Origin of the sequence: Arcanobacterium haemolyticum DSM 20595, from assembly GCF_000092365.1 — a bacterium.
In the GTDB taxonomy this organism is placed as follows: Bacteria; Actinomycetota; Actinomycetes; order Actinomycetales; family Actinomycetaceae; genus Arcanobacterium; species Arcanobacterium haemolyticum.
On the sequence record NC_014218.1, the window covers coordinates 732,049 to 748,874 of the forward strand.

Genomic DNA, 16,826 nt, shown 5'->3' on the forward strand with positions numbered 1-16,826 from the left:
TGATCATCCTCACTGGCCAGGTTCTTGATGGGGTCAGCGATGGGCGTCCGATTGCCATATTTATTAGGAGACCAGATTAACCAGCAGGACTAATCTTCCTTGCTGGACTGCTGGCGCACCCGATATCCCGTTCCACGCACCGTCTCAATCAGATTCTCTCGCACCCCAATGGCCTTCAAATGCGCACGCAACCGATGCACCGTAATCCGCACCATTTCGCGCCCGCCCACGCTCTCATCCGTATTCCACACGTTATGCAACAGATCATGAAAACTCACCGTGCGATTGTAATGATGCAAGAGTTGCTCCAAGACGCGAGACTCCATGGCCGGCAACAGCGTCGTCGAACCCTCAAAACTCAACTCACCCGTATCCGAATCGATCCGAATACCCTCCGCCTCACTCCACGACGTATCCCCGTGCCGCCGCAAAATCGCCTCAATACGCAACCCCACCTCACGCGGGGAAAATGGCTTCGTAATATAGTCGTCCGCGCCGGCTTCAAGCCCGCGAATACGATCCTCTTCGTCACCCAACGCAGACAACAAAACCACCGGAGTTGACGACGAAGCCCGCACCGCCTCACACAAGTCAATCCCGCTCGCACCAGGCAACATAACATCAAGCAAAATCAGCTCAACGCTACGTTCCTGCAACACGGCGCGAGCTTCCTCAGCACTCCCAGCACCAATCCACTCACGCCCCGTAGACTCCACAACGTACCCAATAATCGCGCGAATCTGCGGCTCATCATCCACAACCAACACAACGCTCATCGCTCACCCTTTCGTCCCTCAACCCAACCCGCGCACCGGAAGCTGAATATACACCTGCGTGCCAAAACCCAACGTAGCATCCACAACCAACGTGCCACGATGCGCAGAAATAATATGCTCCACAACCTTCATGCCAATCCCAGAACCCGACTGCGGCAAATCGCCAACCGACACCCGAACCGGATCATCATCCGCCGCAGAAGAAAGCAAGCCAATCCCCGTATCCTCAACCACAATCAAAGCGATGCCATCGTCGGCAGAAACGCGCATAACAATATGTGTTCCCTCGCCGCCATGCCGCACCGAATTCGTCAATAAATTCCACACAACCTGCTTGAGCATCCGCGGATCGGCGTCCACAAAAACTGGAGCCCCGTGATTATCAAGCCGAATATCGCAGGCGTGCATGATGCGAAACTCGTGCACAGCCTCACGCATCAACTGCCGCACATCCGTTTTGACCAAGTGAAGCTGGGCCAAAGATTTCTCCATACTAAACAGCACTAAAAAATCCTCTGCCAGAGCACACGCCGTTGCAGAATTTTCGGCGATAGTCTCCAAAAACTGGCGTTGAGCAGGGCTAATCGGGCCCAGATCGCCGTCCGTGAGGATCTCCGCGGCGCCCTTGATCACCGTCAAAGGCGTGCGGATCTCGTGTGACAGATAAGCCGGCGACACCAAATTCGTGAGCACGCGCTGTTGCAGCACATCATTTCGCGAGCGCTCGCGGGAAAGTTGGCGGTAGGTCCACCACCATCCCGCGAGAGGCAGCAAAATTAGGGAAATAAGCATGGGTAAACCTTCATCTGTGCATTCAGTTTGCATTTTCGGAGTAAAACCGGGGTTTCAGGCCCGGTTGCGGCCAAAAATGCAAACTGAATGCACGCCCGCTACCGGGCAATCACGTTCTCCAGCTCTTCGCCGGCCAGCAAATGCCGCACCTGGCGCTCAACCAGCCGCTGCAACCGTGGGGCAAGCGCCTTGGAATAGCCGCCGTTGTGTGCGGAAATCAGTACATTCGAGTGGGAGTACAGTGGATGGCCAGCCGGGAGTGGTTCGGGATCAACAACATCGAACGCGAACCGGAGGCGATCGGCGTGGGCCACCATAGCATCCGTATCAACAACAACCCCGCGCGCCACATTCACAACCAGGGCGCCATCCTTGAGCCGCCCCAAAAATTCTGAGCCAACTAGGCCGCGCGTTTCATCTGTTGCGGGCACGATGAGGATCACGATGTCTGCATCAGGGAGCAAATCGGGGAGTTGAGCGGTGGAATAAACATGCCCGTCCGCATCGTCGCGTTCGGTGCGGCCCACGCGCACAAGATCCACTTCGAACGGTGCCAAACGTTGTGCGATCGCCTTCCCAACGCCACCAACGCCCACCAGCACCACGCGCTTATCGGCCAGGCCAGGGGAGAAGAAGGTGTCCCATTCGCCGCGGGCTTGGGCGGCGATGGACCGTTTCACATCGCGTTGCATCGCCAGCGTGAGCATGAGCGTCAATTCGGCAGTGGACGTTTCGTGAACTGTTTTCGCGTTGGCCAGCACGTGGTGGGGCGCGAGGTGTGGGAGGATCGGTTCGTATCCAAGAGTGGAGCATTGGACGTAATCGAAATCCAGCCCATCAAGATGGCGGTAATCGGGGTTGCCGTTGAGGAGCGGGGTCACAACCATGTCGATTCGATCCGCGGGCGCCGGCCCACGCAGATCCCAATCGACTATCTCCACGTCAGCGCCAAATTTTTCGAGGCTTGCACGGACTGTATTATTCGGGGAAGAAACTATAAGTGTCATGCTTCTAGCCTAGTACAGCTCTAGCGATCTGAGTCGCAATATAAAGGTATTGGCGTGCCAGGTGTGAAGAAGCGGGTGTTTCGTTCTAGGCTTGTTTTATCTATGCCTGTTGCATAGTGCAAGGAGGGAATCAAGTGGCACGCTCTGGATCTGCACAAAATCCGGCACGGAAACCTAAGAAGTCTGCCCCTGAGCCGGTGGCGCCAAGTGCGTCTGAGCGCATTTTGGGTGGTAATGGTGGCCGGCTTTTCATGTTGATTGGTTTGGCGATTATTATTGCGTTGCGGGAGTGGTTTGGGCTTTCGGGTGCGATTGGTCCGGTTATTCATCATGCGACCGCCGGTGTCGTTGGCGTGTTGTCTGTTTTTGTTCCTGTCCTGCTGGTTGGCATTGTGGTGAAGTTGTTCCGCGCGTCTGATTCTGAGGCTACGCCGCGTTTTCTTGTTGGCGTTGGGCTGATTGTGGTTGCGTTGACTGCGATGATCCATATTTTTATGGGGCAACCACAGGTAACTGCTGGGTTTGCTGCTGTGGAGGCCGCGGGTGGTCTTGTTGGCTTCCTGGTGGGGTCCGGTTTGGCGAAGCTTTTGTCCGTGTGGGGCGCGATCCCAGTTTTGATTTTTGTTTGTATTTATGCGGTTTTGTATGCTACCGGCACGTCTGTGAAGGACATTGTAGAGTGGGTGTCGGATAAGCGTGCGGCGCGCGCGGAGTTTGAGCCGGAGCATTCGGCGTCGGTTCCGTTTGATCATCCAGAAGAAGTCGACGACGAGGCTCCCGTCTCGCGCCTGCGTCGTATCGCGATGAAAGCCCACGATCCGCAACCGCCTGCAGAACCAAAGAAGCGTCCTGCTGTGGAGCCTACTCGTGTGATGGCGCCGAAGCAGGTTCCGGCTCGGCCGCATGCTGAACCGGAACGTAAGGCTGCGAAGCCGGAACCGGTTCCGGAACGGATTGAGCAGATTGAGTTGGCATCTAATGCCACGTACACGTTGCCGTCTATGGAATTCTTGAAGCAGGGGCCTCCGCATGTGGAGCGTTCGGAAGTGAACGATCATGTGGTGGAGGCGTTGACGCGCGTGTTTTCGGAGTTTTCGGTTAATGCGGAAGTGACGGGCTTTTCGCGTGGTCCAACAGTGACTCAGTATGAGGTTGAACTTGGGCCTGGTGTGAAGGTCGATAAGATCGAATCGTTATCGAAGAACATTGCGTATGCAGTGGCGTCGTCGGATGTTCGTATTTTGTCTCCGATCCCTGGTAAATCGGCGGTTGGTATTGAAATTCCGAATACTGATCGTGAAACGGTTATGTTGGGCGACGTGTTGCGATCGTCTGTGGCGCTCAAGCAAACGCATCCGCTTGTGGTAGGCGTGGGCAAGAATGTTGGCGGCCAGTACGTAGTTGCGAATTTGGCTAAGATGCCCCACCTTTTGGTGGCAGGTGCGACGGGCGCTGGTAAATCGTCGTTTATTAATTCGATGATTACGTCGATCATGATTCGTTCCACTCCGGATCAGGTGCGCATGATTCTGGTTGATCCGAAGCGTGTGGAGCTGACGATTTATGCGGGGATTCCGCATCTGATCACGCCGATTATTACGAACCCGAAGAAGGCTGCGGAGGCGCTTGAATGGGTGGTTCGTGAAATGGATCAGCGGTATGACGATCTGGCGGCATATGGTTTTAAGCATATTGATGATTTCAATGCGGCAGTACGCGAAGGAAAAGTGACTGCCCATGAAGGTTCTCAGCGCAATCTGCAGCCGTACCCGTATTTGCTGGTGGTTGTGGACGAATTGGCGGATCTGATGATGGTGGCGCCGCGTGATGTGGAAGCGTCGATTCAGCGTATTACTCAGCTTGCACGTGCTGCGGGTATTCACTTGGTGTTGGCAACGCAGCGCCCGTCTGTGGATGTCGTGACTGGTTTGATTAAGGCGAATGTTCCGTCGCGTTTGGCATTTTCAACTTCGTCGGCTACCGATTCGCGTACGATTCTTGATTCGGTTGGTGCCGAAAAATTGATCGGTATGGGTGATGCGTTGTTTGCTCCTGCCGGTTCGATGAAACCGATGCGTGTGCAAGGTGCGTGGGTGGATGAGGAAGAAATTGCGGCCACGGTGAAGCATGTGAAGGCTCAGATGCAGCCGTCGTATCGTGAAGATGTGATTCCGAAGGCTGAAGCTAAGAAGATTGACGAAGAAATCGGTGACGATCTGGACGTCTTGTTGCAGGCCGCGGAGCTTGTGGTGAACACGCAGTTTGGTTCCACGTCGATGTTGCAACGCAAGTTGCGTATTGGTTTTGCAAAGGCGGGCCGTATGATGGATTTGCTCGAATCGCGTGAAATCGTGGGGCCGGGCACGGGTGGCAAGGCGCGTGATGTTCTTGTGACTCCTGAACAGTTGCCGGATGTTATTGCGTTGATCAAGGGTGAAGATGTGGATCTGTCTGCGCCGGCAGAAGATCCTGGTGCCACACAGATCGTTGATAGTGCACAGTATGCTGCAGATGATGACGGTACGGTTGTTATGCCAACCAACCGTTATGCAACGGATCCGCTGGCTGGTGGGGCAGAGGGCGATGTTGCGCGCAATTGGTATGATGACGAACTTGACGGGGAAGGCGAATCTGGCGAAGATGCCTGGCAATTAACTGGTAGATGAACCTGAACTGCTTTTCAGGCGCCACTTTTGCCAGAAAACCTTTATGATATGAGGGTGAACGAACAGCGAATTTCTAATTTCAACATTGCCAATGTTTTGACCGTCCTTCGATTGGTCTTGGTGCCGGTTTTCATTGTCGCGTTTTTGAGTGACACGGATGGGCGGCGCTGGTTGGCCTGGGCGATTTTCGCTGTTGCTGCGATTACGGATAAGCTCGATGGGCATTTTGCGCGTAAGTATAATCTGATTACTGACTTTGGGAAGTTGGCGGATTCGATTGCGGATAAGGCGCTGATTATTTCTGGTCTGGTGTTGCTTTCGTGGCATGGGCGCCTGTGGTGGTGGATGACTATCGTTTTCATCGCTCGTGAACTGGGCATTACATTAATGCGTATGTTTATGGTGAAGAAGAAGGTGATGGCTGCCGGTTGGGGTGGTAAGGCGAAGATGATGGCGCAATCGTTTGGGATTGCGGGCTTGATTCTTCCGTGGTTTACCTTCTTGCCTGAGACGTTCGCTGAAATCTTGGTTGGTGCTTCCTATGCGTTGATGGGAATTGCGTTGGTTTTCGCGATTAGCAGTGCTGTTGAGTATGTTCTTGAGGCGCGTAAGATTTCTGCGGAAGTTGAACCGCGCGCTGATTCTGCAGGTGAGTAGGGCCTGATGGCAGCGGAGAGCTTAGGGCGTCAGGTTGTTTCGGAGTGCTGTGAGCGTGGCGTATGTGTTGCCGTTGCTGAATCGTTGACTGGTGGTGCGTTGGCTAGTTCGATTGTGGACGTGCCTGGAGCGTCGACTATTTTTCGTGGTGGTGCAGTGACGTACGCTGCTGACACGAAGGCTTCGGTGCTTGGCGTGAGTGAGGCGCGTTTGGCAGTCACGGGTCCTGTTGATCACGATGTCGCTTGCCAGATGGCGGCGGGTGTTGCGAAACTTTTTGGGGCAGATTTTGGGGTTTCGACGACGGGCGTGGCTGGCCCTGGGCCATCCGATGGGCATCTCGCTGGATGTGTATGGATTGGCTGGTGGTATCAGGGTGAAAGTGGTGCGGAGCAGTTTCTTTTCCCTGGTGATAGGGCTACTGTGCGATGCCAGACTGTGGATAAGGCGTTGGAAACAATCCTGCGTTTAATCAAAGAAAAGTAAATGTGAGGTATAATATACTGGATACTACTTTGAGTAGTGTTTTACTGCGGTTTATGGATCTGTAAGGCGGTGCGCAGAGGAAATCCAGTAAATTCACAGGATAGCTTGGGAAGATATTTACATCAAGATGCGTTGAGCTATTTGATGAAAGCTAAAGCCAAGAGCTTGAACTTGGTGAAAAGAGGTTTGAAGAAGATGACAATGAATGACATGACCCGCGAAAACGTCCTGTTCCGTCATGAACTTGGTGAAGTGCTTCGTGAGTACCGTCAGCGGCAGGGGCGTACCCTTCGCGAAGTGTCCTCCGATGCCCGTGTTTCGTTAGGCTACCTGTCCGAAGTCGAACGTGGTAAGAAGGAAGCGTCCTCTGAACTGTTGCAGTCGATTTCGGTGGCGCTCAATGTTCCGATGAGTCACATTTTGCGTTTGGTAGCAGATCGTACCGATCTTGCTGAAGGTCGTATTCCGCCAATGATGCGTAAGCCGCGTATCCCAGATTCTGTTCCAGAATCTCTTGTTCGTGCTGAGCTGGCTGCTATGCGTGGCTGATTGTGAAGCATACTGAGTTCTGGCAGTGTGTAGATCGTGCTTTCCCTGGTGGGTTAGGGCATGGTTTAGTGAAGGATTTGGTGATTCCTGAATTAGGATCGCGCACTGCGGAACAAGCGCTGGAAGATCGTGAAGATCCTCAACGGGTCTGGTCTGCGTTACGGCGTAGCATAGATCTTCCGGAAAGATTTGAATACTTACATAAGATCAATCCTCGGGATCTAAAATAGTGAGGAACTGGTGGGAGGCATGCCTTCCACCAGTTTTTATTCTAATGCCAGTATTTATAGCGGACGTGGCTGCGTGGTTGTTAGAGCGATGGGTGTCGTGTGGAAATCGAACAGGCGTTCGGATAAGGTTGTCCACAGAACACGTTGGTGTAGGAGTTTTCCACGGAAATGCAGGTGCCAACGTTTTATGTCGGAGGTCGGTCATAAGCTGTTCTCATGAGGTATTCGGAGAGAAGATCTCGTGTTAACTAGACCTGTTCTGTTCGATATTTTTACTACATGATTGTGAGGAAGCTTGAAGATGGCTGCTAAAGAAAAAGATGCGCGTGCAAAGGCGCTAGAAACTGCTTTGGGGCAAATTGATCGTCAGTTTGGTAAGGGTTCTGCCATGCGTTTGGGGGATGCTCCACCGCAGCGCGTTTCTGTGATCCCAACTGGATCGCTGGCGCTTGATGTTGCGTTGGGTATTGGTGGGCTCCCTCGCGGCCGTGTGGTGGAAATCTACGGGCCAGAATCCTCCGGTAAAACCACAGTGGCGCTACACGCGGTAGCGAACGCTCAAAAGGCTGGCGGTATTGCAGCATTTGTTGATGCGGAACACGCGCTGGATCCTGAATATGCTCGTAAGCTAGGCGTTGATACGGATGCGTTGATTGTTTCCCAGCCAGATACGGGTGAACAGGCTCTTGAAATTGCCGATATGCTGATTCGTTCTGGAGCACTAGATATCATCGTGATCGATTCCGTGGCAGCTCTTGTTCCGAAGGCTGAAATCGAAGGCGAAATGGGTGATTCCCACGTTGGCCTTCAAGCACGTTTGATGTCGCAGGCACTGCGTAAGCTCACTGGTGCGTTGTCTGCTGCCGGAACTACCGCGATTTTTATTAATCAGTTGCGTGAAAAAATTGGTGTTTTCTACGGCAATCCTGAAACCACCACGGGTGGAAAGGCACTCAAATTCTATGCGTCGGTTCGTTTGGATGTGCGCCGCATTGAAACGCTTAAAGAAGGTTCTACACCAGTGGGTAACCGCACCCGCGTGAAGGTTGTAAAAAACAAGATGGCTCCGCCGTTTAAGCAGGCAGAATTCGATATCCTCTACGGCAAGGGCATTTCCACCGAAGGTGGCATTATTGATCTTGCGGTAGATACCGGTATTGTTCGCCGTTCTGGATCCTGGTATACGTATGAAGGCGATCAGCTTGGCCAGGGCAAGGAAAAGGCACGTCAATTCCTTCTGGACAACCCTGAAATCTCTGATGAAATCGAACGTAAGGTTCTTGCTACCATCGGCATCAATAAGGATGGATCGCCGGCGGAAGAACCAGAAGAAGCACCGGAAGTCTAAAACACGGAAAATGTACACCTTGGGTGTGGGGCGATTCTCGCCCCACACCGGATGGCATCTAGGGCAGGTGCAGGGGCAATAAATAATCATGGTTAATTACGCTGAAGATGCAGATTTTCGCCCGCGCAAGAAGGCTTATCGTTCTGCGGCAGATATTGCGAAGCGTAAGGCTGAACGTGCTGCGGCACGTACAGAAGAAGAATGGATCCAGTACGCGAAAGATCTATGCTACCGCCAGCTGGGCATGATGGAACGGTCTGTTGAACAGTTACGGCAGTCCATGGTTCGAAATCTTGTTCCAGAAGAAATCATTGAGTCTACTCTTCACGCATTCGAAGGCGCAGGGCTAGTTGATGATTCACGGTTTGCCCACATGTTTGTGCGATCGAAATTTGCTGAAAAAACGATCTCGCGCAGGGGACTGAAAGAAGAACTTAAACGGCGCGGAATTGTTGATTCGTTGATTGAACACGCCCTTGAACAGATCGATTCACACGATGAATACGAAGCGGCTCGCGATTTCGCGGTTCGAAAGGTTAGGACAATGCGCGGTTTAGAGAAGGACGTAATTCGGCGGCGCTTGTACGGCGCCTTAGCACGAAGAGGATTCAACCCTGATCAGATCCGCAACGCCGTGAACTCAGCTTTGGAATCGCTGGAAGAAGAGCCGGAATAGGGGATATGCGTATCACACCCACCGCTCCACAATGCTATCAATACAACGAATCTATTAAACTTGCCGGTTGAAGAACATTCACACGTAAGGGCTTTTATGAACGAGAAACTCAAGGCAACGGATATTAAAACGTACGCTGTGCGCACCCTCGGATGCCAAATGAACGTCCATGATTCTGAACGCATGGCTGGCCTTCTTGATCAGGCTGGAATTGTTCCTGTGGAACTCGTTCCAGAAAAGGCTGCACGTGCAACCGAAGCCGGTGATCAAGGCGCAGATGTGTTAGTGATTAACACCTGCTCGGTTCGTGAAAATGCGGCAAATAAGCTCTTCGGACACCTCGGCCAGCTCAAGGCAGTGAAGGATGCCCGCCCTGATATGCAGATCGCCGTTGGCGGATGCCTTGCGCAGCAGATGCGCGACGGCATCGTGAAACGCGCCCCATGGGTTGATGTTGTTCTTGGCACTCACAACTTAGATGTTCTTCCGGCCTTGTTGGAGCGTGCACGCCATAACAAGAAAGCTGCCGTTGAAATTGAAGAATCGTTGAAGGTATTCCCGTCAACGCTCCCAACACATCGTGAATCGGCATACGCCGCATGGGTATCGATCTCCGTGGGATGCAACAACACGTGCACATTCTGCATTGTTCCTCATCTTCGCGGTAAAGAACGCGATCGCCGGCCTGGTGAAATCCTGTCGGAAGTTGAAGCAGTGGTATCAGAAGGCGCAATCGAAGTAACCCTCCTAGGTCAGAACGTGAACTCCTATGGCGTTGGCTTCGGCGATCGTGGAGCATTTGCTAAACTGCTCCGTGCATGTGGTGATATTGATGGTCTAGAGCGCGTACGTTTCACGTCCCCGCATCCGGCTGCATTCACGGATGACGTCATTGATGCCATGGCCGAAACACCAAACGTGATGCCAACCTTGCACATGCCACTCCAATCAGGATCGGATCGGGTACTTCGCGCCATGCGTAGATCGTACCGTTCGGCTAAGTTCCTTGGAATTCTTGATCGAGTTCGGGAACGTATCCCTAACGCCGCGATCACCACGGATATTATTGTGGGCTTCCCAGGGGAAACGGAAGAAGATTTCCAAGCAACACTTGATGTTGTTGAAAAGTCCCGTTTTGCATCTGCCTTCACCTTCTTATATTCGCCACGCCCAGGAACTCCTGCAGCAGATATGGAAGATCAGGTTCCAGCAGATGTTGCATCGGAACGTTATCAGCGCCTCATCGCTTTGCAAAACCGAATCACCTTGGAAGAAAACCAGAAGCTCATTGGTGAACGCGTGGATGTGCTTGTTTCTAGCGATGGCGGCCGTAAAGATGCCAGTACGTCCCGTATCACAGGCCGTGCTGCAGACAACCGGCTCGTCCATATCGCTCTGCCAGAAGGCCTTGAAGAAACACCACGTCCAGGCGATATGGTTTCGGCAATTGTTACTCACGCTGCTCCGTATCATCTTGTTGCTGATTCGGCGTTAGAAGGCGGCTTCTTTGAAATTCGGAAGACTCGCGCGGGAGATGCCTACGAAGCCGGCGAACGCCGTAAGGCACAGCTCGCTGAAGAAGCTGCTGGGCGTGCTCCGGTTGCTCTTGGTATCCCAGGAATCCCAATTCGGAAGAACTGAATGCGCATGAATCTTCCTGTTATTGCTGTTGTTGGGCCTACCGCCTCCGGTAAAACGGCCCTTTCTATCCGCCTGGCGCATACGCTCGGTGGGGCAGAGCATGTTGAAATCATCTCTGCCGATGCCATGCAGCTCTATCGTGGAATGGATATTGGCACGGCCAAGATAACAGAAGAAGAACGCGCTGGAATCGCACACCATCAACTCGATGTTTTGGACGTCACCCAACCAGCATCAGTTGCCGCATATCAAGAATATGCACGCGCAGATATAGCTGCCATCCATGGACGTGGGCGGATTCCGCTTGTTGTTGGTGGATCCGGCCTCTACATCAGTGCGCTCCTTGATGAACTCGATTTCCCCGGCACAGATCCCCAGATTCGGCGCGAACTCGAAGACATCTGGGAAACACACGGCCTAGAACCGCTTATCGCGGAACTAGCTGACAAAGATCCAGTGTCAGCTGAAACAATTAACCTTGCCAACCCCCGGCGGGTTATTCGTGCACTTGAAGTCGTGCGGTTAACCGGGCATTCATACACGCCAATATTCCCACGGCACACCAGCCACTACACCAATACACTCCATATCGGGGTTCGGCGTGACCGCGATGAACTCAACGAAGCAATCGGGCATCGGGCTGAAACCATGTTTAAATCAGGGCTCATCGACGAAACGCTAACCCTGCTAGATCAAGGATTACGAGGTAGCCCAACAGCATCGAAAGCCACCGGATATGCGGAAGCCATCGATGTTATTGATGAGCGCCTTAGCATTCCAGAAGCGATCGAATCAGTGGCGCTTCACACCCGCAGGCTCGCCAAAAAACAACGCACCTGGTTCCGGCCAGATCCACGCATCGCATGGATCGACGTCGTTAATGCAGACATCGATACCGCAACCAACCAAGCACGAGAACTTATCGCTTCCGCACGTGAAGAATTCTAAAACCCTTCGCAGAACCAATCTTTTCTGTTGGGAAACCCTGAGCGTCAATCCACTTCGCAAGCGAATCTGCACCCAAATTCTTCTGAACCACCATGTAAGCGTGGCCAGAAGGAGACAGCAAACCAAGCCAGGTCAGTAGCAACTTGTGTAATTCGTCTTTGCCAATACGAATCGGCGGGTTAGACCACAACACATCAATCCCAGAATGGACGCCACGTGAGATCTCATCGCGTAGCTGGGCCACGACGTCGTCAGCTAAACCTACCTGGACGTTGGAAAAACCCAGATCAGAGCAATTCTTTGACGCCAAAGCCACCGCGCGTTCGTTCACGTCACACGCAACCACCCGCGCATCTGGATACGTATCTGCAAGCGCCAACGTGATCGGGCCCCAACCACACCCAATATCCGCAACCACGGATCCAGGTTCCAGGTCAGAAATCGGAACCTTATGTAACAACACGGCCGTCCCCTTATCCAAACCGGACGGAGAAAACACGCCCGAATCAACCGTGACTGTCCACTCGCGATCGAACGCAGAGTAAGTCAGGCTGTGCGGGGCGGAGGAAACGTCAGGAACTGTAGAAAAATAGTGGCTGTTCACCCACTCAACGATACGTGGCTCCCCAGTAAATGTCTACGTCACCATGGATAAACCACGCCAGAAGTGAGATAATAAAACACCATCATGTAAAAGGAGATACGAAGATTTCTGCACACAAGCCAACCGAGCATAACCACACCCCAAAAAACACTAAACTTGGGGAAAATCACGTCGATCTGAGCACGTACGAAGGTACCGCACTCCAAGAAAACCCCGCCTACGAAGGTGCGTGGGCAGGCGAATCGCTCGAACGTGAAGAACGCTCATCGCTCCGCCGCGTTACCAGTTTGGCCACCGAACGTGACGATAAGGTGGACGTTGAATATCGGCAACTGCGCCTCGAACGCGTAGTACTTGTTGGGCTGTGGCGCGAAGGGCCATACGAAGCCGCCCAAGATTCGCTACGTGAACTCGCAGCGCTCGCAGAAACTGCAGGCTCCACCGTACTCGATGGTCTGATCCAAAAGCGCCAACTACCCGATCCCGCAACATACTTAGGATCCGGAAAAGCAAAAGAACTTGCGGAAATCGTGGAATTCCACGGGGCAGATACCGTGATTGTCGATTCGGAACTTGCCCCATCGCAACGCCGTGCGCTGGAAGACGTGGTGAAGGTAAAAGTCATCGACCGCACCGCGCTCATCCTCGATATTTTCGCTCAGCACGCCAAATCGCGCGAAGGCAAAGCCCAAGTAGAACTCGCACAACTCGAATACCTCCTGCCACGCCTGCGTGGTTGGGGCGATTCGATGTCACGTCAGGCTGGTGGCCGTGTTGCCGGCGGTGCTGGTATCGGTTCGCGTGGTCCAGGTGAAACACAGCTCGAACTAGACCGCCGCCGTATCCGAACCCGCATGGCGAAACTGCGCGCAGATATCAAAGCAATGGAACCAGCCCGTGTTACCCGCCGCGCATCGCGCACCAAAAAAGCCGTCCCCGCCGTTGTTGTTGTGGGGTACACGAACGCCGGGAAATCCTCGCTCCTCAACACGCTCACAGGCGCAGGCGTGCTGGTGGAAAACGCCCTGTTCGCAACGCTGGATCCTACCGTGCGCCGTACGCAAACTGCCGATGGGCGCGAATATACGCTCACGGACACGGTTGGATTCGTGCGCAACCTGCCAACCCAGTTGGTGGAGGCGTTCCGCTCCACGCTGGAGGAAGTTGGCCAAGCAGATCTGTTGCTCCACGTTGTAGATGCCTCCCACCATGATCCCGTAGGGCAGATCCAGGCCGTGCGCAGCGTGCTTGCGGACGTGCCTGGGGCAGATACCGTGCGCGAACTCATCGTCTTGTCCAAAGCCGATCTGGCCGATCCGATCGACGTGGCCGCGCTGCGCTCCCGCTACCCGGATTCGGTGCTCGTTTCTGCGGTGTCGGGCGAAGGCATCGCGGAACTTGAAGAGCGGATCGATCAGCTCCTGCCACGTCCACAGATCCTTATCGATCTCACCATTCCATTTTCGCGTGGCGATCTGGTGTCCCGGATCCACGATGACGGCGAAATCCTCTCCGAATCATTCACCGAAGAAGGCACACACGTTACCGCACACATCACCGAAGAAATCGCCGGCATGCTCCAGGATGCAGGGCTGATGAACCGTGAGTGATCTGGACGCGTTGCTTTCCGCCGTCGTGCGATCCGTGGGCGGGAGCCCGCGCGAAGGCCAAATTGAGATGGCTGAACGCGTCTCTGAAGCGTTGGAATCGGACGGGCACCTGCTGGTGCAAGCCGGAACAGGCACCGGAAAATCATTCGGCTATCTTGTGCCAACGATGGCATGGGCGGCCGCAACGGGGAAACGCGCAGTGATTTCTACGGCAACGCTGGCGCTGCAACGTCAGATTATGTTGCATGATGCGCCGCGCGTAAAGGACGCGATCCATAATGAACTTGGCGCACACGTGAACGTGGCCCTCCTCAAAGGCTGGCATAACTATGTGTGTTTGCGGAAAGCCACAGGCGGCTATCCGGAAGAAGGCACGTTGCTTTCGCGGGCCGAAGGCGAAGTGGGGGCAACGGCCACAGGCGAAGAAGTGATACGGGCACGTGAATGGGCGATGAGCACGGACACCGGGGATCGCGATGATCTGGTGCCGGGCGTAACCGACCGCGTATGGGGGCAAGTCTCCGTTCCCAAACGTGAATGTATTGGTGAAAAATGCCCTGTTCGGCAAAGTTGTTTTCCGTATCTAGCGCGTGAGGCGGCAGAAGAATCCGACGTGGTAGTGACCAACCACGCCATGCTTGGGATCGCCGCCACCGGCACGCCTGTGTTGCCCGAAACGCAGGCCTTCATCATCGACGAAGCCCACGAACTTGTTGATCGCGTCACGAACCAGCTCACCCGCACACTGTCCAAGTACGACGTGGCCGGGATTGCGCGCATGATGCGGAGCTCTGGCCTAGACGATTCTGATCTGGACGAATCCGCAGATGAGATCGCGGAACTTCTCACGGACGTTCCCGAAGGGCGCATCGTTAAGTTTTCACAAGTACTGTTCGATGCGATCGCCCGCCTCTCTGGCCGCGTTGCCGAAGCGGGGGAAAATGTTGCGGGCATGTCTGGAAAAGATGAGGATCAGACGATCGCGAAGCAGATTTTGCGTTCGCGGCTTGTTGAAGTGGGGGAGTTGTGCGAGGATCTGCTCTCCGGCGCGATTGAGAACGAGACTTTGGTTGCGTGGAAGGCCGAGTTTGCTGACGGAACAGGCGCGCTTTATGCGGCGCCGTTGGACGTTGCGGGCGCGATTGCCGATGAGTTGTTTGATGGCCGGCCCACGATTTTGACCTCGGCTACGTTGAAGATCAACGATTCGTTTGACGTGATGGCTGCCCGCGTGGGGTTGAGTTTTCCCAGCCAAGGCCCGTGGGAGGGTATTGACGTGGGGAGTCCGTTTACTCCCGAAAAGCAGGGCGTTTTGTATGTTGCGAAGCACCTGCCGATCCCGGGGAAAGAGGGTTATGGGGACGAACAGCTCACCGAGATGGTTGAGTTAATCGAGGCATCGGGTGGCGGTGCGTTGGTGTTGTTTACGTCCAAGGCGGCTGCGATTCGGGCGGCAGAGTTTGCACGGGATCGGCTTGAGGTTCCGATTTTTGTTCAGGGCGAAGATCAGCTTTCAACCTTGGTTTCGTTGTTTTCTGACGACGACGACGCGTGCCTGTTCGGCACGATTTCTCTGTGGCAGGGTGTTGATGTGCCGGGTAGAACCTGCCGTCTTGTGATTATGGATAGGATTCCGTTTCCGCGGCCGAATGATCCGTTGATGCAGGCACGTTCGCAGGCTGTTGCTCACAGTGGCGGGAATGGTTTTATGAATGTTGCTGCAACTCAGGCTGCGCTTTTATTGGCGCAGGGGGCTGGGCGTTTGTTGCGTAGGTCCACTGATCGTGGTGTTGTGGCTGTGCTGGATCCGCGGTTACGGACGGCACGATATTCGGGCTTTTTGTTGGCATCGATGCCGAAGATGTGGCCGACTACGGATCCGCAGATCGTACGTGGAGTGTTGCAGCGGTTAGCGAGCGAGGGTTCGGAAAGCTAGCGCTTGTGGTTAGAGCGAGCGTAGGACGGTAACGATGCGCCCGATTATCTGTGCGTTATCTGCTGGGATTGGCGAGTAATCAGGGTTTCGTGGTAGGAGCCACTGGTGGCCATCGGTTCGGGAGAGAACTTTGACTGTGGCTTCTCCATCGATCATTGCTGCCACTATTTCACCTTGTTCGGCATTGGGTTGGCGGCGTACGACAACCCAATCTCCATCACAGATTGCTGCATCGACCATGGAATCACCGCTGACTTGGAGCATGAAAAGTTCGCCAGAGCCTGTGAGCTGGCGAGGAAGTGCAAACACATCTTCTATATGTTGATCTGCGAGGATAGGTGCGCCTGCCGCGATACGGCCAACGAGTGGCACGGAAACCGTGGCAGTAGCAGGGGCGAATTCTGATGATTCACTGGCAGAAGATGGTAGCGAGTGAAGGATGGAGGAGCGCGTATATTCCCCAGTTTCCGTATCGAGGCTCATCCCCAGTGGGGTTACTTCAAGTGTGCGTGATCTGCGTGGATCGTGGCTAAAGATGCCAAGTTGAATGAGTGAATCAAGTTGGTGTTTAACGGATGATGGAGATTTTAGACCGACTGAATCTCCGATTTCGCGCACAGTAGGTGGGTAACCGCGAGAAGCGAGAAGGGAACGTACGGTATCAACTATGGCGAGTTGCCGTGGAGTCAATTGAGGTTGCCGAGGCATTGGTTCCCTTTCGTTGAGATGTGTGAATGCGGGGCCTGCGTTGAGTGAACGAGCTGGAGAAGTGTTCACCAAAGTATGTGGGAGCCGCATGATCTCCTTGTATTAAGCCTAATGTAGGCAGGCGTAACAATCAAACACATGTTCGGATGTATTCGAACGTTTGTTCTAGACACGGCGCTCGCGTTCGGCTAT

General features: G+C 53.9%; 16 protein-coding genes. 11 read left to right on the top strand and 5 right to left on the bottom strand.

What is annotated here, in order from left to right; all coding sequences use genetic code 11:
* Window positions 1-89: 89 nt before the first annotated feature.
* From ARCH_RS03265 to ARCH_RS03275, 3 genes are all read right to left on the bottom strand, one after another.
* The gene (locus ARCH_RS03265) at window positions 90-776 is read right to left on the bottom strand and encodes a response regulator (protein WP_013169873.1); all 687 of its coding nucleotides are present in this window, start codon (window positions 774-776) and stop codon (window positions 90-92) included.
* 18 nt (window positions 777-794) lie between these two features.
* On the bottom strand, window positions 795-1,568 hold the full coding sequence (locus ARCH_RS03270) for a sensor histidine kinase (protein WP_013169874.1): 774 nt from the start codon (window positions 1,566-1,568) through the stop codon (window positions 795-797).
* A 98-nt stretch (window positions 1,569-1,666) separates the two neighbouring features.
* Window positions 1,667-2,575: a 2-hydroxyacid dehydrogenase gene (locus ARCH_RS03275; RefSeq protein ID WP_013169875.1), complete on the bottom strand. Its 909-nt coding sequence runs from the start codon at window positions 2,573-2,575 to the stop codon at window positions 1,667-1,669.
* Between the two features lie 134 nt (window positions 2,576-2,709).
* Between ARCH_RS03275 and ARCH_RS03280 the strand changes: the two genes are divergently transcribed.
* The 9 genes from ARCH_RS03280 to miaA all read left to right on the top strand — a co-directional run bounded on the left by ARCH_RS03280 (window position 2,710) and on the right by miaA (window position 11,776).
* Window positions 2,710-5,241 carry an FtsK/SpoIIIE family DNA translocase gene (locus ARCH_RS03280; RefSeq protein ID WP_013169876.1) on the top strand — a complete coding sequence of 844 codons (2,532 nt, stop codon included), beginning with the start codon at window positions 2,710-2,712 and terminating at the stop codon, window positions 5,239-5,241.
* 48 nt (window positions 5,242-5,289) lie between these two features.
* Window positions 5,290-5,898, top strand: coding sequence for a CDP-diacylglycerol--glycerol-3-phosphate 3-phosphatidyltransferase (pgsA, locus tag ARCH_RS03285; protein WP_041640341.1), 609 nt, complete (start codon window positions 5,290-5,292; stop codon window positions 5,896-5,898).
* A gap of 6 nt (window positions 5,899-5,904) precedes the next feature.
* A complete protein-coding gene (locus ARCH_RS03290) occupies window positions 5,905-6,384 on the top strand; it encodes a CinA family protein (RefSeq protein WP_013169878.1) in 480 nt (159 codons plus the stop codon).
* A 195-nt stretch (window positions 6,385-6,579) separates the two neighbouring features.
* Complete coding sequence (locus ARCH_RS03295) at window positions 6,580-6,933, top strand: helix-turn-helix domain-containing protein (RefSeq protein ID WP_223804438.1); 354 nt, start codon at window positions 6,580-6,582, stop codon at window positions 6,931-6,933.
* 2 nt (window positions 6,934-6,935) lie between these two features.
* A complete protein-coding gene (locus ARCH_RS10460; protein WP_013169880.1) occupies window positions 6,936-7,163 on the top strand; it encodes a DUF3046 domain-containing protein in 228 nt (75 codons plus the stop codon).
* Between the two features lie 301 nt (window positions 7,164-7,464).
* Window positions 7,465-8,511 carry a recombinase RecA gene (gene recA / locus ARCH_RS03300; RefSeq protein ID WP_013169881.1) on the top strand — a complete coding sequence of 349 codons (1,047 nt, stop codon included), beginning with the start codon at window positions 7,465-7,467 and terminating at the stop codon, window positions 8,509-8,511.
* 88 nt (window positions 8,512-8,599) lie between these two features.
* Window positions 8,600-9,187, top strand: a complete 588-nt coding sequence (locus ARCH_RS03305) for a regulatory protein RecX (protein ID WP_013169882.1) — start codon at window positions 8,600-8,602, stop codon at window positions 9,185-9,187.
* 96 nt (window positions 9,188-9,283) lie between these two features.
* Window positions 9,284-10,828: a tRNA (N6-isopentenyl adenosine(37)-C2)-methylthiotransferase MiaB gene (miaB, locus tag ARCH_RS03310; RefSeq protein WP_013169883.1), complete on the top strand. Its 1,545-nt coding sequence runs from the start codon at window positions 9,284-9,286 to the stop codon at window positions 10,826-10,828.
* Window positions 10,829-11,776, top strand: a complete 948-nt coding sequence (miaA, locus tag ARCH_RS03315) for a tRNA (adenosine(37)-N6)-dimethylallyltransferase MiaA (RefSeq protein ID WP_013169884.1) — start codon at window positions 10,829-10,831, stop codon at window positions 11,774-11,776. It begins immediately after the preceding gene.
* On the opposite strand, the gene ARCH_RS03320 is transcribed toward miaA, so the two are convergent.
* The gene (locus tag ARCH_RS03320) at window positions 11,748-12,380 is read right to left on the bottom strand and encodes a class I SAM-dependent methyltransferase (RefSeq protein WP_013169885.1); all 633 of its coding nucleotides are present in this window, start codon (window positions 12,378-12,380) and stop codon (window positions 11,748-11,750) included. The genes miaA and ARCH_RS03320 overlap by 29 nt on opposite strands.
* A gap of 29 nt (window positions 12,381-12,409) precedes the next feature.
* On the opposite strand from ARCH_RS03320, the gene hflX reads away from it, so the two are divergent.
* Window positions 12,410-13,990, top strand: a complete 1,581-nt coding sequence (gene hflX / locus ARCH_RS03325) for a GTPase HflX (RefSeq protein WP_013169886.1) — start codon at window positions 12,410-12,412, stop codon at window positions 13,988-13,990.
* Window positions 13,983-15,926: an ATP-dependent DNA helicase gene (locus tag ARCH_RS03330; RefSeq protein ID WP_013169887.1), complete on the top strand. Its 1,944-nt coding sequence runs from the start codon at window positions 13,983-13,985 to the stop codon at window positions 15,924-15,926. The genes hflX and ARCH_RS03330 overlap by 8 nt, the downstream gene beginning before the upstream one ends.
* A 9-nt stretch (window positions 15,927-15,935) precedes the next feature.
* Here the strand turns inward: ARCH_RS03330 and lexA are convergent, their stop codons facing one another.
* Window positions 15,936-16,724 (bottom strand): transcriptional repressor LexA, encoded by a 789-nt coding sequence (gene lexA / locus ARCH_RS03335; protein ID WP_013169888.1) that lies wholly within the window; start codon window positions 16,722-16,724, stop codon window positions 15,936-15,938.
* Window positions 16,725-16,826 lie beyond the last annotated feature (102 nt).